Annotated in this window: 16 protein-coding genes and 1 pseudogene; 5 read left to right on the plus strand and 12 right to left on the minus strand. The window is 35.2% G+C overall.

Annotated features, from left to right (window positions below; genetic code table 11):
- Window positions 1-577: 577 nt before the first annotated feature.
- Window positions 578-2359, minus strand: coding sequence for a 30S ribosomal protein S1 (rpsA, locus tag PL77_RS07930; protein WP_044203556.1), 1782 nt, complete (start codon window positions 2357-2359; stop codon window positions 578-580).
- A gap of 258 nt (window positions 2360-2617) precedes the next feature.
- Here rpsA and PL77_RS07935 point away from each other — a divergent pair, with 258 nt between their 5' ends.
- Entirely contained in the window at window positions 2618-3226 is a 609-nt protein-coding gene (locus PL77_RS07935; protein ID WP_044203557.1) for an NADAR family protein, read from the plus strand.
- Window positions 3227-3354: 128 nt separating this feature from the next.
- On the opposite strand, the gene PL77_RS07940 is transcribed toward PL77_RS07935, so the two are convergent.
- The 9 genes from PL77_RS07940 to murC all read right to left on the minus strand — a co-directional run bounded on the left by PL77_RS07940 (window position 3355) and on the right by murC (window position 17461).
- On the minus strand, window positions 3355-6630 hold the full coding sequence (locus tag PL77_RS07940; protein ID WP_044203559.1) for an amidohydrolase family protein: 3276 nt from the start codon (window positions 6628-6630) through the stop codon (window positions 3355-3357).
- Window positions 6631-6767: 137 nt separating this feature from the next.
- Window positions 6768-8759 carry an NAD(+) synthase gene (nadE, locus tag PL77_RS07945; protein ID WP_044203622.1) on the minus strand — a complete coding sequence of 664 codons (1992 nt, stop codon included), beginning with the start codon at window positions 8757-8759 and terminating at the stop codon, window positions 6768-6770.
- Between the two features lie 135 nt (window positions 8760-8894).
- A complete protein-coding gene (locus tag PL77_RS07950; protein ID WP_172665821.1) occupies window positions 8895-10175 on the minus strand; it encodes an MFS transporter in 1281 nt (426 codons plus the stop codon).
- A 172-nt stretch (window positions 10176-10347) separates the two neighbouring features.
- Window positions 10348-12015, minus strand: a complete 1668-nt coding sequence (locus PL77_RS30335) for a S41 family peptidase (RefSeq protein ID WP_052444252.1) — start codon at window positions 12013-12015, stop codon at window positions 10348-10350.
- A 526-nt stretch (window positions 12016-12541) separates the two neighbouring features.
- Window positions 12542-13324: a C40 family peptidase gene (locus PL77_RS07960; protein WP_044203564.1), complete on the minus strand. Its 783-nt coding sequence runs from the start codon at window positions 13322-13324 to the stop codon at window positions 12542-12544.
- A complete protein-coding gene (locus PL77_RS07965) occupies window positions 13321-13989 on the minus strand; it encodes a hypothetical protein (RefSeq protein ID WP_044203566.1) in 669 nt (222 codons plus the stop codon). The genes PL77_RS07960 and PL77_RS07965 overlap by 4 nt, the downstream gene beginning before the upstream one ends.
- Window positions 13990-15003 carry a TrkA family potassium uptake protein gene (locus PL77_RS07970; RefSeq protein ID WP_082026449.1) on the minus strand — a complete coding sequence of 338 codons (1014 nt, stop codon included), beginning with the start codon at window positions 15001-15003 and terminating at the stop codon, window positions 13990-13992.
- Window positions 15004-16011 (minus strand): UDP-N-acetylmuramate dehydrogenase, encoded by a 1008-nt coding sequence (gene murB / locus PL77_RS07975; RefSeq protein ID WP_044203569.1) that lies wholly within the window; start codon window positions 16009-16011, stop codon window positions 15004-15006.
- Between the two features lie 85 nt (window positions 16012-16096).
- Window positions 16097-17461 (minus strand): UDP-N-acetylmuramate--L-alanine ligase, encoded by a 1365-nt coding sequence (gene murC, locus PL77_RS07980; protein ID WP_044203571.1) that lies wholly within the window; start codon window positions 17459-17461, stop codon window positions 16097-16099.
- Between the two features lie 354 nt (window positions 17462-17815).
- Here murC and dnaB point away from each other — a divergent pair, with 354 nt between their 5' ends.
- The gene (gene dnaB, locus PL77_RS07985) at window positions 17816-19498 is read left to right on the plus strand and encodes a replicative DNA helicase (protein WP_082026450.1); all 1683 of its coding nucleotides are present in this window, start codon (window positions 17816-17818) and stop codon (window positions 19496-19498) included.
- Between the two features lie 103 nt (window positions 19499-19601).
- Window positions 19602-19940: pseudogene (locus PL77_RS32380) on the plus strand (PD-(D/E)XK nuclease family transposase).
- A gap of 83 nt (window positions 19941-20023) precedes the next feature.
- Here the strand turns inward: PL77_RS32380 and pafA are convergent.
- Together pafA and PL77_RS07995 are read right to left on the minus strand one after the other, a co-directional pair.
- Window positions 20024-21691 carry an alkaline phosphatase PafA gene (gene pafA, locus PL77_RS07990; RefSeq protein WP_052444253.1) on the minus strand — a complete coding sequence of 556 codons (1668 nt, stop codon included), beginning with the start codon at window positions 21689-21691 and terminating at the stop codon, window positions 20024-20026.
- A 145-nt stretch (window positions 21692-21836) separates the two neighbouring features.
- Entirely contained in the window at window positions 21837-22814 is a 978-nt protein-coding gene (locus PL77_RS07995; RefSeq protein WP_044203573.1) for a GSCFA domain-containing protein, read from the minus strand.
- Window positions 22815-22924: 110 nt separating this feature from the next.
- Between PL77_RS07995 and PL77_RS08000 the strand changes: the two genes are divergently transcribed.
- Entirely contained in the window at window positions 22925-23878 is a 954-nt protein-coding gene (locus tag PL77_RS08000) for a transketolase family protein (protein WP_044203575.1), read from the plus strand.
- Window positions 23879-24161: 283 nt separating this feature from the next.
- Entirely contained in the window at window positions 24162-26177 is a 2016-nt protein-coding gene (locus tag PL77_RS08005; protein WP_044203577.1) for a tetratricopeptide repeat protein, read from the plus strand.
- Window positions 26178-26306: the final 129 nt, after the last annotated feature.

Below are 26306 nucleotides of genomic sequence, written 5' to 3' on the forward strand. Positions count from 1 at the left end.
TTGGTTTTTGTGAAAATTAATATAATTTAATATGAATTACGTATTGTTAATTTTGTTTAATATTAGATGTTCAAAATAATATTCTGCTGAAAGGTTATATCATTACATTTGTCATTATAAAATTAACATAATGAGTAATTATTCATTTATATTCTACTGAATTAGTAGATATTTAAGATAAATTAAGTGTAAAATGGAGGTTTAGCTTCTCTTTTTAACAAAATAGGAGTGCAGTGTTTAAAACATTTTAAGTAATTGAATTCAAATACTTTGGGTGATAGGAGGTGCGAAAGCAAATACTATCAGGATTATACATATAACACAGTGTAGTCTTTTGCTTGGTGTTTTGAATAGAAACACTTTAAATATTCTTTTAAATAAACGTGTAAATTAAATATTAGGCTGTTAAGGAAACTTGAAAGTAGACCCTATAAATCTTGTAGGTAGATTGATTAGAAAAAAAATATAAATTAGCTTTCGAAGCATTAAATTTTGGGCAAAAAATAACCCTCCCAGTTACCGTCGTAACTAGGAGGGACCTATAGCTTATAAAAGACTTATAATTAAGAGATCTTAATTATTTTTTGTCTTTCATTTGACTTTTCAAGTTTGCAAGAGCATCTAAATCACCTAATGAAGTAGTAGCCTCTTCGTTTGAAGCTGCAGCTGGCTTAGCACCACCTTTTTTAGCACCACCTTTCTTAGGAGCAGAAGTGCTAGCTGCTTCGTTGTATACGTGAACGTGAGAAAGGATGATCTTCTTGTCCTCTTTAGAGAATTCTAAAACTTTGAAGTCTAATGACTCACCAGTTTCAGGGTTAGATCCGTCCTCTTTCTTAAGGTTCTTAGCGATTGAGAATCCTTCGATACCGTAAGGTAACTCGATCACACCACCTTTATCTGACTTAGAGATAATAGTACCTTTATGTACAGAATCAGGAGTAAATACTGTTTCGAAGTGTTCCCAAGGGTTCTCTTCTAACTGCTTGTGACCTAAAGCTAAACGACGCTCTTCAGGGTTGATTTCAAGAACAACAACTTCTAATTTTTCACCTTGTTTGATGAATTCAGAAGGATGCTTGATTTTCTTAGTCCATGAAAGGTCAGAAACGTGTACTAAACCGTCGATACCTTCTTCTAACTCAAGGAATAAACCGAAGTTAGTTAAGTTACGAACTACACCTGAGTGCTTAGTACCTACAGCATACTTCTCTAAAAGATCTTTCTTAGTCCAAGGATCTTCAGTTAATTGCTTGATACCTAATGACATCTTACGCTCGTCACGATCGATAGTTAATACAACTGCTTCGATTTCGTCACCAACTTTGATGAAGTCTTGAGGGTTACGTAAGTGTTGTGACCATGACATTTCAGAAACGTGGATCAGACCTTCAACGCCTGGCATGATTTCTAAGAACGCACCGTAATCAGCAACGTTTACGATTTTACCTTTAACTTTAGCTCCAACTTCAACATCTGCACCAAGAGAATCCCAAGGATGAGAAGTAAGTTGTTTCATACCTAATGAGATACGTTTCTTATCATCATCAAAGTCAAGTACAACAACGTTAACTTTTTGGTCAAGCTGCAATACTTCCTCTGGATGAGAGATACGTCCCCAAGAGATGTCTGTAATGTGAAGAAGACCATCTACACCACCTAAATCGATGAATACACCGAAGTTTGTCATGTTTTTGATCACACCTTCCAAGATTTGACCTCTTTCTAGGTTGTTCAAGATGCGTTGCTTTTGCTCCTCCAAATCCTTCTCGATAAGGATCTTATGAGAAACTACAACGTTATCGTTAGCGTAGTTAATTTTAACTACTTTCAATTCCATCTTCTTACCTACAAATACGTCGAAGTCACGGATAGGCTTCACATCAATTTGAGAACCTGGCAAGAACGCCTCGATTCCGAAAATATCAGTGATAAGACCACCTTTAGTTCTACGCTTAACAACACCTTCGATAACAACGTCGTTATCAAGAGCATTTTGGATATTCTCCCAAGCGCGAACGATTTTTGCTTTTCTTCTAGAAAGAACAAGTTGACCGTTGTTGTCTTCTTGTTGCTCAACAAATACCTCAACTTCATCACCTACTTTTAGGTCTGGAGTGTCACGGAATTCGTTTGAAGGAACTAAACCATCAGATTTGAAACCGATGTTTAATACTACATCACGGTCAGTAATAGATACTACAGATGCTTTAACAACTTCTTTTTCATTAAGTTGGTTTAATGTACCTTCGTACATTTTAAGCATCTCTTCTTTTTCTGCTGCTGAGTAACCATCGCCGAATGATGATGTAGAGCTTTCAAACTCGTCCCAGTTGAAGTCTTGTGATTGTTCTGACATAATAATATATGAGCACTGTTTACGCTCTTACGCTAGTGCTATGACGCAAGAGATTTATGATTAAATTATTAATGAAAATCCAGAGCTAGTACGTGGATTAACAACTGCCTTACAGAGCTAGTACGTGTAAATCAGCACGCAAAGGTAGAAAATTAATTTTGGAATCGGAAGATTTGAAAGGATTTAAAGCGTTAAGGAGTAATAATAAGCGGGGAAATTTTTAACTTTAATGCTGAATAAACTAATCATACACACAAAATGAAAGCAAATTATAGTTTGGAGTGGCTTCAAGATAAAGTCAATAATAATGAATCTGTAAAATTCCTCTTCTTTTGGGGGCATACAAAATCAAAAAATCAGGTAGTAGGTAATTTTTGTTTCAGTCAGTGGTTTGAAAGTGACTTTGAAGTGGATGGTATCACATTTAAATCTACTGAGCATTGGATGATGGCTCAAAAGGCAAAACTATTTAATGATACTGAGATTTATGATCAAATTATCAATTGTAAAAAGCCTGTTGAAGCAAAAGCTTTAGGAAGGAAAGTGAGAAATTTTGATGAATCTTTATGGAAGCAACATCGATATGAAATTGTCACCAAAGGGAATATTTATAAATTCACTCAAAATCCAGCACTAGGTCAATACTTATTAAGTACTCAATCGAGAGTTTTGGTAGAAGCAAGTCCTGTAGATACTATATGGGGTATTGGTTTGACTAAAGACAGCGAAAGTGCAAATGATGTTAATAGCTGGAAAGGATTAAATTTGTTAGGTTTCGCCTTGATGGAAACTCGAGACTTTATTAATGAGATAGGTTTTGATATTGAGAAGGTGAAGAAAGCTCTTACAGAATTAGAGACATTATAAAAAACTATTTTCATCATAAAATTAGAATTAATTAGTGGACTTATGATGATTAAGAAATATCTTCAATAAAAAATGCCCCTTTGTCTGAAATATTCGACAAAGGGGCATTCTAATATTAATATCAAATCTTAATGCAAACCACAACCACATTTTGGCACTGTAAATCCTTGTGAGGCCTCATGCCAAGGGAAAGAAGCATTATAGCTTTCTTCTTCCCAATAGAATTTATGGCGTTCCTCGCCATTTACATTATGCATTGTTTCAGCATCATAAAGTTCACCATTGATCATTACTTTGTTGATGAATTCAGTATTATGAATGTCTTCCAATGGGTTTTTATTCATAATAATAAGGTCGGCTAATTTTCCTTCTTCCAAAGAACCAACATCTCCATCTAAACCTAGGTAATGAGCACCATTATAAGTAGCAGAACGGATAGCTTCTAATGGAGACATTCCACCTTGTGCTAACATCCAAAGCTCCCAATGTGCACCAATACCTTGAATTTGACCGTGTGCACCAAGGTTTACTTTTACACCCTTATCTGATAACATTTTTGCTGATTCAGAAGTGGCGATATGACCAATCTTGTATTCGGTTTCAGGAACCATCGTTCTATGTCTTGATCTACTATCAATAATCGCTCTTGGAGTGAAGTTCAATAATCTTTCTTTCTCCCAAACGTTGGTATGTTGGTACCAGTAATATTCACCGTTGATACCACCATAGTTTACAATCAGAGTAGGAGTATAGCCTACTTCCGTTTTTGCCCAAAGGTTTTGAACATCATCAAAAACAGGAGTGATTGGAATATTGTGTTCTACACCGGTGTGACCATCTAAAATCATCGTCATATTATGGTAGAAAGTAGAACCACCTTCAGGAACTACCATGATTCCTTCTTCTTCTGCCGCTTTGATGACTTGTTGTCTCTGCTCACGTCTAGGCTGATTGTAAGACTTTACAGAAATCGCACCCCAAGCTTTTGTTCTTCTGATTGCCGAACGAGCATCTTCCAATGAGTTGATATTGGCTTTGAAGTCACCATCAGCACCATAAAGAATTACACCTGTTGAGTAAATTCTAGGTCCCACCATTGCACCTGTTCTCACCATTTCCGATTGGTTGAATACCATTTCAGAGTTAGCAGAAGGATCGTGTGTTGTTGTAACACCATATGCAAGGTTAGCATAATAAGGCCAGTTTTGTTGTGCACTCATTCCTAAACGGAAAGCACCCAAGTGAGCATGAGCATCCACAATACCCGGCATGATTGTCTTTCCTTTACAGTCAATCACTTTAGCTCCTGATGGAACTTGTACATCAGTTCCAATAGCTACAATTCTATTTTCTTTAACAACTACAGTAGCATTTTCCAATACCTCATCTTTGGCATTTACCGTGATCACTCTCGCATTGGTTAAAGCATAAGTGGTAGAAGGTTTAGCACTTTCCAATTCAAGGTTGATTTCAATGCCTTCTGATTTAGGATCTACCGGTTTTTCATTTCCACCTTCTACAAAAGAGAAGACTTCTTGAAGAGATGTCGTGAAATATTCGTTACCTAATGACCAATGTAATTTTTGACTGTCACCCGACCAATGAATATTATAACCTGCATCTTTGGCAACTTGTGCTACTGGAACCGCTTTTGTACCTGATGATAAATCAATCGCTTTACCCGCCATTGGCATTGGAGCAATGTATACTTTAAATAACTCTGTAAATGCAATCCATTTGTTGTCTGGAGATGGTACAAATTGATTGGTATATTTTGTAGTGAAATGCACCCTTTTGTCTTGACCATTTAGATCCACACTTTTGAATGCTTTCTTTAAACTACCAAAGAAGAAACCGCCTGTTTGATAGAAAATACGATCTCCTGCTGTATTGAACTGAGGGAAATCGCCTTCTTCAACCACTCTTTTTAATGAGCTTACATCATTGATATTAACGGTATAAATTCCGGTTTCTTTGGTGAAAGCATAGCCTTGTTGGTTGTTACCAGACTCTTTTAATAAAACAATGGTTTGATTGTCTTTGGAGAATTGAGGTTTTCTATAGATCCCCTTAGGTAAGTCTAATGTAATTGGACTCACTTTTTTAGCGGTTAAATCAATTACATGTACTTTTCCTTTTTCACTGTCCGACCATGAAACATAAACCATTTTAGTTCCGTCAGGTGAAATGTGAGGCTCGTATTCAAACGCGTCATTTTGAGAAGTCAATCGAACAGGTTTGCCTTTTGGTAATTTCTTTTCGTATAAATATCCAGCTGCATGGAAATAAGTTTTCTTTCCATCTTTTGAAGTGATCACATTTCTTAAAGCCTTTGCAGTAAATTGTTCAGGCGCAACTTCCTGTTTGAATCGGAGTGAAGCTGTAAATTCCTGATGAATATTTGCCTTAAAAGGAATGATTTCACCTTCACCTGTTGAAGCATCTACTTTCCAAATTTTACCGCCTTTACCCCAAAGCACTATGTATTTGTCATCTGGAGTCCAAGCATATTTTGTTGAAGGACCAAAAATAGCCCAAGCTTCTTGTTGATCTTTTTCTAGTTGATCAAATAGAGGGCGTTGACTGTTCATTTCGAAATCATGGATAAATAAAACTGATTTGTCGCGAACCCTTCTAATGAAAGATAGTTTTTTACCATCATGGGAAGGAACAGGACCAATCGCTCCACCAGGGCCACTTACTACTGTTTTGATTTCGCCATTAATTCGATTGTAAGACTTAATGACATAGATCTGACTGTTTGGGTCTTTGTTGTATTGGAAGAAACCACCTGGATATACATCTTCAACATAATACATGTATTTCCCATCAGCAGAAACAACAGGTTGGTTGATGTCTTGTTGCTCATTTTTGCGGGGAACTAATTCGATACCTTCACCACCAGAAATATGGTACATCCAAAGTGCACCAGCTCCCAATGATCTTGTAAAGGTATAGTGTTTACGAGCAATAATGTATTGTCCGTCTTCGCTCCAAGTAGGGTTGTTGGTCAGACGGAATTTCTCTTTAGTGACTTGCTTGGGGTTTTGAGCATCGCTGTCCATTACCCAAATATTGTCACCACCACCTGCATCAGAAGTGAATGCTATTTTCTTCCCATCAGGAGAAAACTTAGGTTGTGTTTCCCAAGCCAAACCACCACGAAGTAACTTAGCATCACCACCAGTAATAGGCATAGTGTAGATATCACCTAACAAATCAAAAACAATTGTTTTGCCATCAGGGCTGATATCTAAATTCATCCAAGTGCCTTCTTCTGTTTCAAAGTCTACACTTTTTACCTCACGTTGGGGTTTGGTAATATCCCATTTCTCCTCTTTTTCTTGAGCGAAAGTCGCCAAAGCAAAGAGTAGGATTAACAAATTAGTTAATTGATATTTCATTTATAATAATTAGAAGTTAATTGAATTGTCCGTAGGGGCAGACCCATGTGTCTGCCCGCCCAGAATAAGGGTTTTAGCCCTTGTGATATTAATGTTCATTTCCCTAATGAATTGGTTAAAAGAGGGAATGAAGTTTTTTATTTCAAATCAGAAAGCTCAGATGTAAACCCTCCACTCAAAATAGGGAATCTGCACCAAGTTTTAGGATCAAGGTTTTTATCGTCTAAATGGAAAGAAGGAGCATAGCGCTCACGTTTCCATTGGTTTCTACTCCAAAGTCTAAAGAACTTCGTAATCCATTGATGTACGGTTTCTCTAGGGGTATCAGGATGATTCGCCTGTACAAAAAGAAGACATTCTTGAGGTGATTTCTTATCACGAATGGCTAATTTTTCAATTTCTTCCAATACATCATAAGGCATTAAATCCGCCTCATCTGTTTGTTTAGAATCCGCAGGTCGAAGCTCAGCTGTAGGCTGTTGTTCATTGACGAAAGAAAGGGCAGGGATATTCCATTTACCATCCAAACCATCTTTTTCCATCCATCTCAACCAGCTTCTCAAGTAATTTTTATCGATACCGGCAATCGGACTTAAACCACCACTCGTATCACCGTCCATGGTCGCGTAACCTACGGCAGCTTCAGAACGGTTGGAAGTAGAAAGGAGTAAGGCACCATTAATATTGGCTAACATCCAAACTGAAGGGGCGCGTACTCTTGCTTGAATATTTTGTAGAGTAATATCGTCTTGTTCCCAAGTCAATTCACGGTCGATGGCTGTTTCTATGGCATTCAAATACCCTTTGAACATTGGGTTGACATTCACATTGTAGAATGTAGCTCCAACGGCTTCTGCCAATGATTTAGCAGCATTGAAAGTGACATCGCCACTGTTTTCAGTCGGTTGATAAGCAGTAGTTAAAACTTTATTACAGATTTCTTTGATAGAGTTGCAGCCTTTTAAAGAAGCGAAGTAGCCTAATTTTTCTTTAAAACCTTCTAGTCCTAAATCCTCAACGCCCATCTCAATCATCAAGTGAATCAATGTCACAATAGCAGAAGAATCGGCACCTCCAGAAAGTGAAACGACAAAGCCTTTTGAATAGCTTTTTCGCATATAATCAAAAAGACCTAAAGCTACCGCTCTTCCAAATTCTTCTTCTTTAATGTATTTGGAATGTTCCCAAGAAGCTTCTGAAGGAGAGTGCTTTTCAGGGACAGTTTGAGGAATTGTAAAATCAGAATTGATCACTTCAATATTGGAAGTACCTGTATTAGAAGTGTGACTTTGGATTTGTGCTAAACGAGCAACGTCCAAATCAAATGTAGCGGTTGTGACTTTACAGTTTTTAAAAGAAAAGCGTTTACTGATGGCTAAAAGATTTCCTGATAAGGCGATCATTACACCACCGTCATAAATTGCTCTTCCAGATTCATTACCTAAAAGATTGGCATAAATATATCCCACACCATATGCTCTTGAACCTTCCAAGACAAATCGTTTACGAACATCTAATTTATCAAAAGCAAAGTGACTCGCTGACGGGTTTAAGATAATATCTACCCCATTTTGATAAAGAGAACGACCAGGGCGGTTGGCTACCCAAGCATCTTCACAAATCTCAAAACCGATACGAACGCCGTTTACATCAAATAATAAATCCCCGATAGGGAAAGTAGATGCACCTAAAGTATTCTCGTATGATTTATCTAATTTAATTTCAGAAACTTCTCCACCTTCCCAAGGGGTAAACCATCTTGGTTCATAATGAATGCCATTTCCTGCTAAATGTTTCTTTGCTACAAACCCTAAAATCTTTTGGTCTGCAATCAAAGCAACGGTATTGTATAATTTATTTTTATGTCTTAAAGGAAGTCCAACAGAGATCACTATATCTTTTGTGTGGGGCAATAAGTCGCCTAATAATTTGAGTGATTGTTGTTCTGTATTTGGAGAGTAAAAAGCATCTTCACATCCGTAACCTGATAAGCATAATTCAGGAAGGCATAAGATACCCACATTTTCTTCTTTGGCTGTTTGAATTGCCTGTAATATATTCTGAAAGTTGTTGTTCCAATCCAATGGAGTCTGATTCAGTTCAGCACCACCAACTTTATATAAATTCATCATAAATAATCTGTAATTCTATTTTGAGCAAATGTACGATTTATTTAGATGAAAAAGGAAAGAGGAATAGGTCAAAAACAAAAAAAGAGGCATGATTGATTCACACCTCTGATTAACCTTTTTGTTTTAAAAATACTATATTTTTTTGAAAGTTTCTTTTAAGCTAATCGAACAAATACATGCCAAAACAAAGGCTATTGGCATCACCCAAATAGCGGATTGGAATGCCGATTGTAAAGCTTCAGGTGATGAGTTTTCATGTCCTCCAAAATAAGAAACCAACCAACCGAATAATGGCTGACCAACAGCGCCAATACCCATTAATACAACTGCTGATAAACCGTTGGCTGTTCCTAAAACTTCGTCACTATTGGATTCGCCAATTACAGGGTAGCCAATAGTTTGAGCCGCAGTGATAATTCCCAGTAAAAGAAATAATGTATAAAAATAGGTAGCTCCCGTAGAAATTGGAAACATGATTAATAACATAATGATAAAAGATAATACACCACCACCTAACATTGCTTTCTTTCTAGATTGCAGTTGATCTGAAATCCAACCACACAAAGGTGAGCCGACCATAGTGCCGATGAAAATCATTCCGATAATACCTGTGGAAGTAGCTTCAGAAAAATCTGGATTGACAAATTTAAGATAGGTTGTACCCCAAACGGCTCCTAAAAGAAGAACGGAAAGGTTTAATAGCCCAATATAAAGACCTGCTAACCAATTTTGAGAATTAGAAGCAGCCAATTTCAATCCTTCAATAAGCGATAATCCGCTATCATTTTCATCTCTTTTGACTTCTTCAGAAGGACTATCTTTAACAAATAATGCAATTAATACTAATATCACAATACCAATACCTCCATTGATTAGCATCGTTGTGTCACCACCGAAATTATCCATAAGCATCAATACAGGAGAGCCTGATACCCATCCGCCGAATACTGCAAATGTTACTAGAAGACCTGAAATTAATGCGAGTTTAGAAGAAGGAAACCATCTAGGTGCTAATCGAAAAGGTGCCATAAATGCCACACAATGAGCGATACCTAAAATGAACCTTAAGATTGAAGCAACCAAAACGCTTTTAGTGAACGCTGTACCAAATACACAAAGTACAGCGACAGCACACATTCCAAGTACAACTTTTTTTACAGATACTTTATCCAGAAGCACTCCAATAGGAATTAATAATAAAACAGTTCCATAAAGGAACGTTCCTGCAAATGAGCCAAATTCAGAAACGGTTGAAAGTGACAATTTATCCATAAAGTACCCTTTCATTGTTTCGGTACTGAAGAGTGTCATTTGAATAAAACTATAAAAGAAAAATGCACCTGCTGAAAATACAGCTAAAATGGATTTTGCTGAAATGGATTGTTGTTCCTGTTGTGTTGCTAAGGTTGACATATCAAAAAATGTTTGTTGAAATAATTCATGCTTCAAACAAATATCCATTTTACAGCTGAATATAATTGGTATAGATTTAACGAGTAATAGTATGATTTTAGCCAATTTTAGCTCATCAAGCTGAAATAAAAAAGAGCTAAGATTTCTCCTAACTCTTTTCATTTATCTTAAACTAAATCTGATTGATTGTTTCTAATGCTTTATCTAATATTTCATCCTTGTTTGCTTTTAATCCCTCTGGAGTTGGATAAACTTCAATATCTGGCACAATCCCAATTCTTTGAGTTTCTCTTCCATCAGGGTAGAAGACTCCAATTCCAGATATCAATGTTGTAATTCCACCAGGCAATGGTATTTCTGAGACATTACCATCAGCACCTGCGGTTTGACTTCCAATTAAAGTTACATTAGGTGCAGTCTGTAAAGCCATCAACGTATATTCAGCATGACTTTGTGTATAGGCATTACAAAGTAGAATTACTTTACCCTTATAGTAGTCTTCGTTCTCTTCACCACAATAGCCTGAAGAGTCAGTATAAAATGTGTAAGTTCCAGGATATTTCAAATTAGGTTTAGAGAATTGAGAAAATTCCTTCTTTTTGTCATTTAGGAATTTCGCTACTTCATACATAGCAAAACCATCTGAATGATTTCTTACATCAAAAATCATCGCTTTGGCATTTTTATGTTTCTCTAATATATTTAAAGCTTCCTTTTCTTTTAACAGGTCCATATTGAAATAGACTATTCCATCATTGAGAATCTTTACTGTTGAGGTGTCATAAGGCATATTAAATGCTATGGAGTCTAGAGGGTATCTCCTTATCTTTTTATTCAATTGTTTCCCATTTCTTTCAAATGTGATGTCTAAAGAGTCTGATTTTCCATTAAAAATTGAAGGTAACATATCTCTCATAACAGCGTTTTTATTTGAACCTCCATAGTATTCAGCGATATAATTTATTCTATCTTCCATACTTTGTTGATTGACTGCTGTTATGATATCACCTCTTTGGATATCATTGTTTTTGCATAACTTTTCATCAAAAAAATCTGTCACTACGACTTTATCCTCATAAGTGTGAAAAAGAAAAGGAACATAATTATCTCCCCAGAATTCATTTACGATATAGTTGTCAAAGATTACATATCCATGTGAATCATTAATTTTTGCAACCATTTTTAACACCGCAAGATGGTATTCAACAGAATCTTTAGCTTCAATGAAGTTGGGTATTTGAGCAGGTAATACGTCCTCCCAGTTATCATCTGTTTTGTATTTGTAAGGAAAAAAATAGTCAATGATGTTCCAGTAGCGAGCCAATGCCAAAAGTCTCATGTTTTCAGAAGGATAAGTTGACTCAGCGTACCTTTTCTCATTAGGAAATAATGTATTGCCAATTTCAGGAGCAGCAGAAACATAGTAATTGTCTCCTTGATTTCTATTGGTCTTTATGTAATCCAATTGTTTTTTGACTTCATTGTTAAACAACGATGAATTACTGATCCAATCAAGGTTCAAATTGACTTTCAAACTATCAGGAATCTCGTCATTACAAGTTATGCATTCAGGAACTTCCCCAAGTCCTTTGATCCATTTGGAGTAAAATTCATTGAGTTCATCTTTAGTTTGAATTTGTTTGATGACCTCAATTTTTGAGAGGTACTCTTGATCCCAGTCCTTTTTCCCTTTTGCTATCTCAGGGTGGTAGTACTTTAAGAATCCCCATACCTTGGAGAAAGATTCAATTTTTGTGGTCTGATCCAGCTTTTGTTCCGTACAACTAAATAGAAGCACGTTGAGAAAAAGTACAATAATAGCTTTTAATAGTAGTTTCATGATTTAAATAATTAGATTGAATTTCACCAGTTTTAACTCAGGGTATGTAGTTATGATACAATAGTTTAGCTAAAGGTGATTAGTTTTATTTATACTCCAATGTATTATTATTCTTTTAGAAAAAGCTATTTGTAATACTTTAAAAATGTTATTTCCATGTTAAAAAATGCAATGCTATTGAAGAGGAGAGTGATAGTTAGTGAAATGAATTAAGATAAATTTTGACACAAAAAAAGCCATCAAGAAATCATGATGGCCACGGCTAGTTCCGGCTAAATTGTTGAAAGTAATTTCATCAATAAGTGATGTTAATTATTATTTCTCATGATTTCGGGTAAAAATCGGCGAGAACATGATTAACCTTTTTTTGCAGTAACAAATTGATGTTATACAATTTTAATATTATTAAATATTTATTCCAAATCAAAAACCTACAAATAGCTGAAAAAAAGGTATTTGTAGGTTTTGTAAGAGGTTTTTAATGAATACTTTAGATTTGAAGCAAATAAAATAGTATGCTAAAAACTTAAACAAGACTTTTAGAAACCCTCATAATATGTGATAGTTCGTGGGTCTGCTTGCCTTCTCGATTACTAAAAATCCCTTTTATATTCAAAATGTCTTCCCTTACAAAATGGGAAGAATGTATAATTTTACCCTCTCCTGAAACAATTCCAACATGCGTAATTCTCCCTTTTTCATTATTAAAATACGCTAAGTCACCTGCTTTAGCATCGGAGAAAGAGACTTTAGTTCCGATTTCAGCTTGTTGGTAAGCATCTCTAGGCAGAAGAATACCATGTGCACCCATGACTGTTTGAGCAAAACCAGAACAATCAATTCCAAAAATTGAGCGACCTCCCCATAAATAAGGGACTCCCATATATTTCTCCGCTGTAGTGATGGGGTGCTCTTCATTTTTTGAAGGTAATACACTATGCAATTGAGCATATTTTAATTGCATAGAGTTACATTTTTCATAATGAAAAGGCAATGTTGATCCTACTGATAAATGTATGGTTTTTTGATTGTCAAAAATAGGGTAGATCAAACGTGTAACGACGGGGTGCTCTTCTTTTCTATACCTTTCAGCATATTCTGGAGCTACTTCATTATGTTGGCCGAAAGTAATCCAACCTTCATAATTATCCTTGAGCATTTTAATTTTGATCCACTCTTCTTTTTCATCAACGGATAAAACTTTATACAATTCGCCATATAACAATTGTGTTGTCATTTCTGATGAATGTGCCGCTTCTCCTCTTACCGCTAGGGTACTATATATACAAAGTCCAAATGTTGGCTTCATTGAATTCTATGTTTTTTCTTTGTGGCAAAGCTGATACTTGCTGTAATACTAAAATTGCTTGAAGTATTAGGTACTGTATAAATATCATAATGACTTTCTATGTAGAAGTAATTGAGGACAATCTCAAGAGAAATTCTTGGAGTCCAAAAATTACCAAACCCAAGACTTATACCGTATACATTACCATATCCATCAAACTTTGCCGTATTGTCTTGAACAGTATAAGTAACACGCGTTTTACTTCTCGCATAAGATAACTCTCCAAAAATACCATTTTTTAGGTATTTTCTTACTCTTGGGCCGCCGCCAATGAAAGTTTCTATGTTTTTATTATCGTAAGTAAAAGATAAAGTTCTCAACCCTCCATGCACAAACCCTCCAATCATTAGCTCATCTATAATGAAATATCCTGCGTATAAAGTACCAAAGGCATCCACTAAAATATTACTATTTGTAAAACCCAAATTACGATTTTGATAAGCGAAACCAAGACCATATCCAAAGCCTGTTAGAATTTGTTTTTTGGAAGTTTGGGTAATAAAGTTTTCATCCTCATCAGAATGAGCGAGCGTTTGTGGTCTATCTTTATCTTGAGCTACTCCAGCAAAACTAAAAATAAGAAGATAGATAAAAATAATTGTTGAAAATATTTTCTTGTAGTTCATCTATACTTTTGATAAGCGTTCTTGAATATACGCTTTTTCTTCCGAATTTGTCATAATCACCAATACAGATTCACTTTGAAGAACTGTATTAACATCGGGTTTAAATTGCCAATCTTCATTATTTCTGATGGCCAAAATAAGAGTAGAAGGCAAATTGTGGATTTCTAAGGCTTCAAGTTTTTGACCTGCGAAAGATTCGTTGACATGAATTTCTTCGAGTCTGAAAAAGTCGGTTTTTTCTCTTCTAATGGCATCAATAAAAGTAGTGATGGTAGGGCGAAGCATTTCCATTGCCATTCTTCTACCTCCAATGGAGTGGGGAGACACTACCTCGTTTGCACCCACTGAAATTAGTTTTTGTTTGAAAGAAGGAAATTTATTAGCAGAAACAATTCTAGCTGTAGGGTTGAGCTGCCGTGAGGAAAGAGTAGTTACTAGATTAATGTTGTCATCGTTAGTACAGACAAATACACCCTCTGCATTTTCAATTCCAGCTGAAATTAATGTATCATCAACGGTACAATCACCCACAATACCGTAAGCATGTTTATATACTTTTCTATGTTTTAGATAAACTTGATTGTCGCTTTCAATAAACACAAAAGCTTTTTCTTTTTTATCTAACTCTTCAGCGATTTTAAGTCCAACTCTTCCTAAACCGCAAATGATAAGATGTTTGTCTAGTTTGTTGATCATACGTAAACTTCTTCTTTTGATAAACTCCTCCTGTATGTGTCCTTCCAAAAAGAAAGCCGACAAAGAAGTGGCAATATAAGTAAAAGTACCGATTCCGCTGAATGCTATAAAAATAGCAAAAAATCTTCCAACGGGATTATTGTCTAATGGGATTACTTCACCATAGCCAATGGTTGTGATAGTAATTGCAGTCATAAAGAATGCATCAATTGGGTCTACAGGGGTACTTGATGTAGCCATAAAACCAACTGTTCCCATTAGCAAAATAAAGAGAATAACACCAAAGGCCGGTAATATTTTGGATATTATGGGTCTCATCTATAGTATATTCACTTCAGGTTCGATGCTGATACCAAATTGCGTTTTTACATCTTTTTGAATTTGAAGTGCTAGAGCCCAAGCTTCTTCACCTGTTGCTCCACCATTGTTGACGAGTACCAATGCTTGTTTAGGATATGTTCCTACATTTCCTAAAGATTTTCCTTTCCATCCAGCGGTTTGAATCAACCACCCTGCAGGTATCTTAATTGCTTCTTCACCTACAATATAATGAGGTGCTTCCGGGTATTTTTCAATGATTTTTAAGGCATCCTTTTTTGGAAGAACGGGATTCTTGAAGAAACTACCACAATTACCAATTTCTTTAGGATCTGGTAATTTTGATTCACGAATCTTGATGATCACATTAGCTAAATCAAGAGGAGTAAGGTTTTCGATACCTTGATGCTTAATTTCGTCTTCAATAGCACCATAACTTGTATTGAAGTGCCAATTTTTATTGAGCTTAATAGTGATAGAGAGAACGGCAATTTTTCCTTTCAACTCATTTTTGAAAATACTATTTCTATATCCAAAAGCACATTCCTGATTGCTATATTCAAATGTCTCTTTTTTATCAAAATGATAAAACTCGACTTTTTGTATTACATCTTTTACTTCAACGCCATAGGCACCAATATTTTGTATAGGACTTGCACCAACGGTTCCAGGAATTAAAGCAAGGTTTTCAATGCCCTGCCAACCTTTTTCTACTGTTTGCATTACCGTATCATGCCAATTTTCACCGGCACCAATTTTTAATGTAATATGATTATCATCTTCAGAGATGACATCAAAGCCGCTAATTTCATTTTTAATGATTAAACCATGGAAATCTTGAGTGAAAAGTATATTGCTTCCACCTCCAAGGATAATGAAGTTTTGATCATTAGGTTTTTGATCAAGGATAGTAGTTAATTCTTCTTTATTTGAAAAAGTCGTAAAGAAATCAGCATTTACTTTAGCACCAAATGTGTGGTAAGGTAGGAGTGAAATATTTGTTTTCATAGGTCTTTAAAAAATAAGGCGTCAGGTTGTATTTTCGAATTGAAATCAACCCAACGCCTTGTATTATTATTGGTAGTGAGAAGTACTATTTAGTAATTTCTTCCACTAGCTCATCAATTGGCATTTTGTTGAATTGTCCAGAAGACATTAGCAATAGGTTCTTCTTATTCCAGTCAATCTCTAATAATCTTTTTTGAAGAGCTTTCTCATCTGTAAAAACTTCTACATTTTTTTGTTTGAAAGCGTTGAAAACATCTTCTTTCGTGATTGAACTTAGACCTTTGTTTTCTACTACTTTAGGGTTAAAATAGACCAAAGGAATATCCGCTTCCTTGAGTGTTTTTTCATACTCTGTTAAGAAAGAAGAAGTAAGACTACTAAAGGTATGTAATTCCAAACAAGCTACAAGCTTTTCTTTAGAATATTGCTTTGCTACGGCATGTACAGTGGCTTGAACTTTTGACGGTGAATGTGCAAAGTCTCTAAATACTTTTGTATTAGGAGTCTCTTTGAGTAATTGCATTCTTAGTGCAGCTCCCTCAAAAGAAGCAATCGCTTCGATGAATTCATCCTTGCTTACATTAAGACGCTTACACACTTCCATTGCAGCAGACATGTTTTGCAAATTATGATCACCAAATACTTTCGTTTCAGTGTTTACATGTCCTGCAGTGATAATTGTTTTGCCATCTTTTACCTTCGACTTTAATTTGTCGTAAGGGATAACGTCAACATCGCCTGATATATCGAGTCTTTTGACTAATTTCTTTAAAACTTTATCATCAGCACTGTAAATAATTACACCTGCTTTTGGAGAATTTTCTACGAATAACTCAAATTGTTTTTCATAATCTTCATATTTAGGATATACGTTTACGTGATCCCATGCTATGCCAGTGATAACTCCAATATGATGATGATAATTTAAAAACTTAGGTTTTGAATCCAATGGAGAAGATAAGTATTCGTCACCTTCTAGGATTACAACAGGAGCACTATCTGTAATTTTTACAGGTCTTTCTACACCTTTCAACGCAGCTCCTACAAGATAATCACATTCGATATTCCAATAGTTAAGAACATGAATGATCATTGATGTTACAGACGTCTTACCATGACTTCCAGCCACAACAACACGTTGCTTATTCTTAGTCTGAGAGTAGATATATTCAGGGAAAGAATAAATATTAAGTCCTAATTGTTTAGCTTTTACTAATTCTGGATTGTCTTTTTGAGCGTGCATACCCAAAATTACAGCGTTGATATCGTTTGTAATTTTTTCAGGGTGCCATCCCATTTCAGCAGGAAGTAAATCGAATTCCTTAAGGTTAGAATATGCAGGTTCATATATGTGATCATCAGAACCACTCACGTTGTAACCTTTTTGCTGTAATGTGATTGCTAGGTTGTGCATAATGCTTCCACCTATTGCAATAAAATGAACTCTCATGTATATCTATTGTAGAATAAAATAATTCAAATAATATGATGTATTCAAAGTAAACATAAAAAGGAAGCCCTTCTTTTACTTTTGAAGTGCAAATTTATTAAATTTTGACGAATAGACTACTATTCATATTGAAATCAATCCATCATATTGTAAATCTTTATAAATAACATCTAATTTGTTCATCTAGAAATAATGATAATCCGTATTTGATTATTGAAATATTGTATAGGGCATAAACAAGTTGTTATAGGAATCTTTTTAAGATCAATAATTTAGTATACGATATGACACTTATTTGAAGATCTATTCGAATAAAACCTAAATTTTAGAATAAATCTCCTTAATTTTGTACCCATGGAGAAGTCTAGTAGTAAAAGTAGTTTAATTCAATCTGCTTTTAATCAAAATAAACCAGACAATGTAGGTCTAGAATTAATGAATGCTAAAAAAAGACCATGTGACCACGAGTTGGAACGTGTGACCTTGGGTGCATTAATTTTAGAGAAGGAAGCCCTCAATGAAGTAATTGAGGTGCTGAAGACGGATACTTTTGATAGAGAAGCACATCAATATATATATAATGCAATCGTAGGGATTTTCAACAGAAGTGAACCTGTTGATCATATGACGATTGTGACAGAACTTAGAAAATCAGGGGAGTTAGAGAAAGTAGGGGGAGTAAGTTATATAGCTCGTCTTACACAAAGTGTAACCTCTTCTGCCAATGTTCTTCACTATGCACGTATTTTACAGGAATATTCGATCAAAAGAAAACTGATCAACGTTTCAAATGAGATTCAAGTAAAAGCATATGAGGATACCACTGATGTTTTTGATCTTTTAGATAAGATGGAAACCTCACTTTTTGAAGTGTCAGAAGAAAATGTACGTAAAAACTACATGGGCATGAATGAAGTAGTGAAGGAGGTTTTCCATGAACTGGAAGAACTAAGAGACAATGATAATGATTTTACAGGTGTTCCTTCTGGATTTACGAACCTTGATAGGGTTACTTCAGGGTGGCAGCCTTCTGATTTGATCATTATTGCGGCTCGTCCAGCGATGGGTAAAACAGCTTTTATTTTATCAGCTTGTAGAAACGCATCCGTTGGTTTTGGAAAACCTACCGCAATTTTCTCTCTGGAGATGTCTGCAGCACAGTTGGTAAAACGTTTGGTTTCCGCTGAAGCAGAGTTGGAAAGTGAGAAATTGAAGAAAGGTAATCTGACGGATGAGGAGTGGAGACGTCTAGTAGATAAAACATCTAGTTTGTCTTCAGCACCAATCTATATTGATGATACGCCAGCACTTACGGTACTTGAATTAAGAGCCAAATGTAGAAGGTTAAAAGCACAACATGATATCCAAATGATTGTGATTGATTACCTTCAGCTGATGAGTGGAGGTGATAGTAAATCGAAGGGTAACCGTGAACAGGAAATTGCCTTTATTTCTCGATCGTTGAAACAAATTGCAAAGGAACTAAATGTGCCTGTAATAGCCCTTTCTCAGTTGAGTCGTGCCGTAGAAACCAGAGGAGGAGATAAGAGACCACAGCTTTCCGATCTTCGTGAATCAGGATCGATTGAGCAAGATGCCGATATGGTAATGTTCTTATACCGTCCTGAATATTACGGTTTAGATGAGGATGAAGAAGGCAATTCAACAAAAGGTATGGGTGAGGTGATCATTTCTAAAAACCGTAGTGGTGGCTTGGAAAATGTTCGCTTGAAATTTATTGGTCAGTACACCAAGTTTGCAGATTGGGAGGACGGATCGTTTATGTCAACTGAAGATATGATGTCAGGTATGCACGGTGGTTTTGCTGGCGCTCCTGCTATTCCATCAAGTCTTCCAGAAGCAGGTGGTAATATGCCAGGCGAAGTCACTTTTGATCAAATGAATGCCATGCCTCCAGATATCGATTTTAATGAAGGTGGGGATGATGGAGGACAAGAGTTTCAGACGCTTCCATCAAAATTGAATAGAGATAACGATGGTGGGGCACCTCCTCCGTCAAATGATCCTCCTTTCTAAATTATTATATATAAAAATGGCTATTAGTTTAAAAATCTGGTAGCCATTTTTTAATTCTTGTTGAAGTTCAATACTTTTAAAATAGTATCTTTATTCAATAAACATGTGTAATTCACGCTATATAAATCCTTTTACGGATTTCGGTTTTAAGAAGATATTTGGTGAAGAATCTAATAAGGATATTCTTATCAATTTTTTTAAATGCTGTATTACCTGCGGAAGATCAAATTAAGATTTGACTTATAAGTCAACTGAACATCTTCCAAAAAATGATACAGACCATAAGGCTATTTATGATTTATATTGTGAGAATTAGAAAGGTGAAAAGTTTATTGTTGAATTGCAGAGAGCTTCTCAGAAATTTTTCAAGGATAGAACAATTCATTATTCTAGTTTCCCTATACAAGAACAGGCTGAAAGGGACAGGGCTATCTATTGTTGAATTAAAAGAGATAGCTAATCAATAATAAAAAGGCTACAAGGTTATCGACCTTGTAGCCTTTTTATTATAAATCAATTTGTAATTTACTTCAAAGGAATCAAAATAGGATTAGAGTAACAACCGGAAGGATAGTTCATATTCAAGAATGAACAAATTGTTGGTGCGATCTCTGTTACAGTGTGAGGTGCATGTGTTTCTCCAGCTTTAATATTCCAACCATAGAATAAAATAGGAACATGAGTGTCATATTTATAAGGAGAAAAGTGTGTAGTACCTGCAGGTCCGTAATCTACATAATGTGATCTTAGAACACCAAATACATCTGGCGAGAATCTAGGATTAAAAGCATTGTAAATTAAACCTTTATATCCTTGAGAATACTCATTGCGTTCTAAATCTTTACCTAACAAAGCATGAGTATATTGTGGTAATTCCATAAATGCTTCAGCTGTTGCTTTTTGAACTTCTTCTAAGTCAAGCCCTTTTTCTTTAATGAATTCTCTATCCAAATAAAGTTGACCAGAGTAGTTGGAAGCAACATATTTACCTTCGCCGAATCGTGCATTTAAAGCCTTTTCAATGTATTCGGTATCTTCTTTACTCTTAATGTTTTTTGCTTCAAAATTCATTCTATCACGCATAAATGCAGCGTTTTGAGCTCCAGCGTGATCGGCAGTTAAGAAAATAACATATTGGCCTTTACCAACTTTTTGATCTAAATGATTAATTAAAGTGGCAATTTCCTGATCTAGTTTGATATACATATCCTGTACTTCAATAGATTGAGGACCATAAGCGTGACCTGCATAATCGGTAGAAGAGTAGCTTACTGCAAGTAAATCAGTGAAGTTATCCTGACCCATATTTTCATTATCAATAACACTCATTGCCATTTCAGTTACAATAGTATTACCATAAGGAGTGCCTTTAATGATATCGTATTTTTTACCAGTCTTTGCTCTTACTCTATCAGCTACTACTGCTTTTTTGATACTGTAAGGGAAAGTCGGTTTGTCTTTTCCAGGAAACAAAGATTCGTAAGGTGTATCATCTTCTGTTGAAGCAGTGTATTCTTCGATAGGCAAAGAAAGTGTCCAATCAGATTTCATATATTGATCGATAGGTCGGTTTTTACCTTCATTTAAAGCTGTTACCCAATCTGGCAATTGATCAATGTAAAAAGAAGAAGTAATCCAATTACCATTCTTTTCATCTAACCAATAAGCGGCATCTGCTTTATGCCCAGCAGGAAGAACAGCAGATCTATCTTTAATAGAAACACTGATCACTTTTGATCTGAAATTACTCGCCCATTTCAATTCATCTGATAAGTTAGTTACCGCAAGACGATAAGGTGATTTTTGCCCATTCTTACTGTCAGATCCTACTGTTTGGTATCTCTTGTCATCTACACAATAGACTGATTTACGTAATTCTCTATCATAGAAATTATTATTGACAATAGAGTGGTACGCAGGTGAAGTACCCGAATAAACAGAAGCATGACCTGGCCCGGTTACCGTTGGGGCGTAATTGTATTGGCCGTTTCTGACGTTATAACCATCGTTGACTAGTTTCTTAAAACCATCTTGTCCAAAGCTATCCCAATATCTTGAGATATAATCGTACTTCATTTGATCAACAATAATTCCTACAACAACTTTGGGTTTGTCTTCTGTAAACTGAGCAAAAGCACTCAGTATACTCGTCCCCATAAGGACGGAGGTGATCAGTAATTTTTTGATGTTCATTTAAATAGTATTCTTTAGAAATTATATTGGATTGTAGTCAACATGTTAGGTAGTGTAAACATGTTATTAAAATATTAGCCCCAAAAGAGGTCACTATTTGAATAATATAAAAATATCAATTGTGAATTATTTTTAACCGACTTATTTAATTGATTCTTTGTTCAATTTCAGTTATCAAATCCTTAACATTGACCTCTTTTATGGACTGACTTATATTTAGTAATTTTTGAAGAAACTTTTGATGTGGTGTACTTTGAGGATTGAAAGGTTTGTGATTTAAACCTTTGAGTACTTTATCTAATTTTTGTCTTGTTGAATGGGTTTTTTCATGAATTAAGGCCTGATCAAAATAAGACCAAATATAGTCTTGGGCCAATTTTGATGGGTGAACAAGGTCATCAGTATAAAAACGATAATCTCTCAATTCATCTAACATTATTTCATAGGCAGGGAAATAGAAACAGTTTTCATATTTTGAGGTTACTAGATGAGTGAAGTATCTCAAGATGGATTTACTTAGACTATTATCTACTAATCCATTTCTGAAATGCCGAATTGGAGAGACTGTAAAAATGACTTTGCAACTTTGAGGAAGTAGAGTTAGAAGCTCATTAAACTTCTCCATCATTTGGTCTACTTCTAATAATTCTTGCGTAAACTGTTTTGATGGGACTTTATGACAGTTAGCCACTAATTGTTGGTGCTCATTATGCTTAAAAACAAAAGAAGTTCCCAAAGTAATAATGAGAAAATCCACTTTCTGTAAAATGTTGTGTGTGGATTGTTGAATACTTTTGATTTGATCAATTAAGTCCTTTTGATTTAACCCAGAGATATCCGAATGAAAATTGAAGTGTTTGAAAATATCTTCGTTTTCAATGATCATCTGTTCATCCACTTTTTTATGATCGGTAAAAGCCTGAAATAAATTATCAAAAATACTTACTGGGTTGTAAAGTACTCCGTAAGGATTAATAGTGATATTGAACCTATTTTCTTGAAGTCGTTGGCCAATATTTTGGGCAAAGCAAGACCCTATACTTAAAATAGTACTATCAAAATTAATCTTTTCCTCAAAAAATAGAGGGTTAATAGGGGTTCTGAACGTCTCATTATGCAACATTTTCACAATATACGCTTTTGTAGTCGAAATAATTTTGTCCGATTAAAGACAAACCTTAGATTTGTATCCGAATTTATTTGAAAGAATCATAAATCGCTTCAAACATTAAAATGAAGAAGTATACATACACAGAGAAAAAAGATACGCGCTCAGGATTTGGTGCGGGCTTACATGAGCTAGGTAAAACGAACGAGGATGTAGTAGCATTATGTGCTGACTTAACAGGTTCTCTAAAAATGGATGCATTCAAAAATGATTTCCCTGAGAGATTCTTTCAAATGGGTATCGCTGAAGCAAACATGATCAACGTAGCAGCAGGTATGACAATTGGTGGTAAAATTCCTTTCACGGGTACTTTCGCCAATTTCTCAACAAGCCGTGTTTACGATCAGATCCGTCAATCAATCGCTTACTCTGGAAAGAACGTTAAAATTGCCGCTTCTCACTCAGGTCTAACTTTAGGAGAAGATGGAGCAACTCACCAAGTTTTAGAAGACATTGGTATGATGAAAATGTTGCCAAACATGACTGTAATTAACACTTGTGATTACAACCAAACAAAGGCAGCTACAATCGCAGCAGCGAAACATGATGGTCCTGTATACTTACGTTTCGGACGTCCGTCAATTCCTGTTTTCATGCCAGAAGGTGAATTCGAAATTGGAAAAGCGGTAATGTTAAACGAAGGGACTGATGTTACTATCGTAGCAACAGGTCACTTAGTTTGGGAAGCTATTCAAGCAGGTGAGAAATTAGCAGAAGAAGGTATCTCTGCTGAAATTATCAACATTCACACCATTAAGCCATTGGACGAAGAGGCAATCTTGAAGTCAGTAGGTAAAACAGGTTGTGTAGTGACAGCTGAAGAGCACCAAATTGCAGGTGGTTTAGGCGAAAGCGTATCAGCTTGCTTAACTAGAAACTTATTAGCTCCACAAGAATTCGTAGCAGTAAATGATACATTTGGTGAATCAGGTACTCCTGCTCAATTAATGGAGAAATATGGATTAACTGCAAATGACGTTGTTGCGGCAGCTAAAAAAGCAATCGAAAGAAAAGGTTAGTCTTTGACAATAATACTTAAGGATTAAAGCCATAAAACGCTTTAGTTCTTCTATATAAGCCCAATATTAGTACTAATATTGGGCTTTTGTTTTGGGGTAATGTTATTTTATTTATTTTTAAGTGCTCAATCAATATCATAAATGATTGTGTACAATGTGATCGGAAATAGTAATAATGTGCTGATTTTGAATTAGTAATTTGATCTATTTTCATCTTTTTTTATCTGTTAATTTTTTGATGCTAACATTCAATTTTTGGTGTGGTGTCTTTAGGCTATTCTAAATGAAAACTTTCTTTACTGTATCTTTTGTACTTATTTCAACTTTATGTTTTTCATACCCAAAAACAGTGGATAAAATCCCTCAGTTTGACAGCTTATTGACTGTGTTTGAAAGTAAGGAAACTTCTGATTCTGTCAGAATCGGAACGGCTTTGCAATTAGCTTGGTTGTACCGAAACGTATCACCTGATAATGCTTATTTATATGCCAAAATTGCGGAAGATTTAAGTAAACAAAATCAGTTTGAAAAATATGAAATCCGTGCAATAAGTTATGGAGGTATTGCATTGAGAAATAGAGGGGAGTACCAGAATGCAATGAACTTGTTTATGCAAGCATTAGAAAAGTCGACGACCATTCAATCTTTGGAAGATGAAGGGTATGCCCATATCAACATTGCAAGTGTCAACATCTATCAGCATAATTATAATGAAGCTATTATTCATCTTGAACTGGCAGAGGTAATCAGTAAACAATTAAAAGATAAACGAATGCTTGGTTATGTATTGACGAACTATGGCAGGGTTTATTTTGCGACTGAGCTCTTCAAAAAAGCTGTAGATAGTTTTAATGAGGCATTAGATTTAAGAAAAAAAGAAAATGACTTGTATGGTCAGATCGTGACTTACTCCGATATGGGGACAGTCTATGCTGAAACAGGTCAATATGAAGAGGCATTAAGATACCTAAAACTTTCATTAGACTTAAATCAAAAAAACAATGAAGATGCCGATACAATGGTCGGTACCTTAATTGATATGGCTAGAATCTACAGAAATCAAGCAAATTATGATAAAGCGAAAGAACTAGCAGAGAAAGCAGCGAATATTTCTGTCAATATTAGAGCTAAGCACATGGCATTAAATGCCTTTTTAGAGTTAAAGACAATAGAAAGAGCAAAGGGAAGATACAAGAAAGCATTAGAATATGACGACCTGATTGAAAACTATAAAGACTCTATTTTCAATGAGGAAATACGATTAAAATTGGCTGAAATAAACGTAAGGTATTTAGTTGCTCAAAGAGAAAAGGAAAATGAAATACTGAAAAAAGATCAAGAGATTAATCAAATAATAATTGAACGACATACCATCATTATGTTTGGTTCTTTTATTTTGATCATCATTTTGAGTTTCTTTATCTACTACCTATACAAAGAAAATAAAAATAAGAAGGTGATTAACCATACATTGCATATCCAAAAATCAGAATTGGAATTGCAATCTAAAGAGATTCACCGTATCAATAACTTACTTCAAGCAAAGTCTCAAGATATAATGGATAGCATCAATTATGCAAAAGGCATTCAGAAGGCTATTCTACCAAGCTGGGCACATGTCAAAACATTTTTGCCTAACTCTTTTGTTTATTTTGAACCAAGGGATATTGTTTCAGGTGATTTCTACTGGTTTAAAAATATAGATAACTCAAAAGGAATCTTGATTGCAGCCGATTGTACAGGTCATGGTGTACCAGGTGGCTTTATGAGTATGGTAGGAGAGACAGCCTTGGAATATATTGTTGACTCTCAAAAAATCTATTACCCTTCTAAGATTCTAGAGGAATTACATGCTCGTTTGTCAAGTATATTAAGACAGAAAAAATCTGGAAATATGGACGGAATGGATGTATCTGTTTGTTTGATCGATAATGAGAATAATACTGTCCAATATGCAGGGGCAGGGATGTCTATGACCATTGTAGACAACAATAAGCATCAGATCATCAAAGGTACGTCAAGAGGTGTAGGTGGTGTTTCAACTTTCTCAACATGCGAGACACATACCTTCGAGTATACATCGCAGAAGATGTTCTTTATTTATTCTGATGGCTATGCGGATCAGTTTGGAGGTCCAAAAGGTAAAAAATTGAAAAGCCCTAATTTCAGAAAGATTCTTGAAGCTTGTTCTTCTCTTCCAATTAAAGACCAAAAACAGTTTATGAAAACACAATTTGAAAGCTGGAAGCAAGATGAAGAACAAGTGGATGATGTGATGATCATAGGGTTTACAAAATAAAACATCGTCTAATGTCAATAGATGAAAAAGGTTCATAGGGTACAAAAAGCTACTTTATGAACCTTATTTGTAAATGCTAGAAAATAGATGTCAATAAAATCGAATATAGTAATTTTCTAAGAACAAAGG

Origin of the sequence: Flammeovirga sp. OC4, from assembly GCF_000812565.1 — a bacterium.
Taxonomy (GTDB): domain Bacteria; phylum Bacteroidota; class Bacteroidia; order Cytophagales; family Flammeovirgaceae; genus Flammeovirga.